1 protein-coding gene is annotated in these 334 nt (G+C 62.9%); it reads right to left on the reverse strand.

All coding sequences use genetic code 11. The features are described 5' to 3' along the window. Positions 1-334: replication initiation protein RepC (gene repC / locus AB9K34_RS13075; protein WP_369954872.1), on the reverse strand; the 334-nt coding region annotated here is incomplete at both ends.

Genomic DNA, 334 nt, shown 5'->3' on the forward strand with positions numbered 1-334 from the left:
TCCCCTGCCCCGGCCTTCTCGACCATGCCGCGCAGATAGCCGCCCGGCGAGGACACTTCGCCCGCGCAATGCTTCTCGAAGACCAACGCCAGCGCTGCTGTCGCCACCTGTTTGCCAAGACGGTCCTGGGCCACATTCCACGCATGCTCGGACACCCCAATCATCGGCCTGAGTTGACCAGCAACCCGGTGCAGATCGCCCCAATCCTTCAGGAACCCGCCCAAAGTGCGCGCCCAGGCTGTGAAATCGGGACAAGCTTGCATGACAGGGGGCAAATCCAGCGCAGCGCGCTTCTTGCGCACTTCGGCAACCCATTCTTCCAGCTCCCTATCAA

Origin of the sequence: Sedimentitalea sp. XS_ASV28 (genome assembly GCF_041224545.1) — a bacterium.
GTDB lineage: Bacteria > Pseudomonadota > Alphaproteobacteria > Rhodobacterales > Rhodobacteraceae > Sedimentitalea.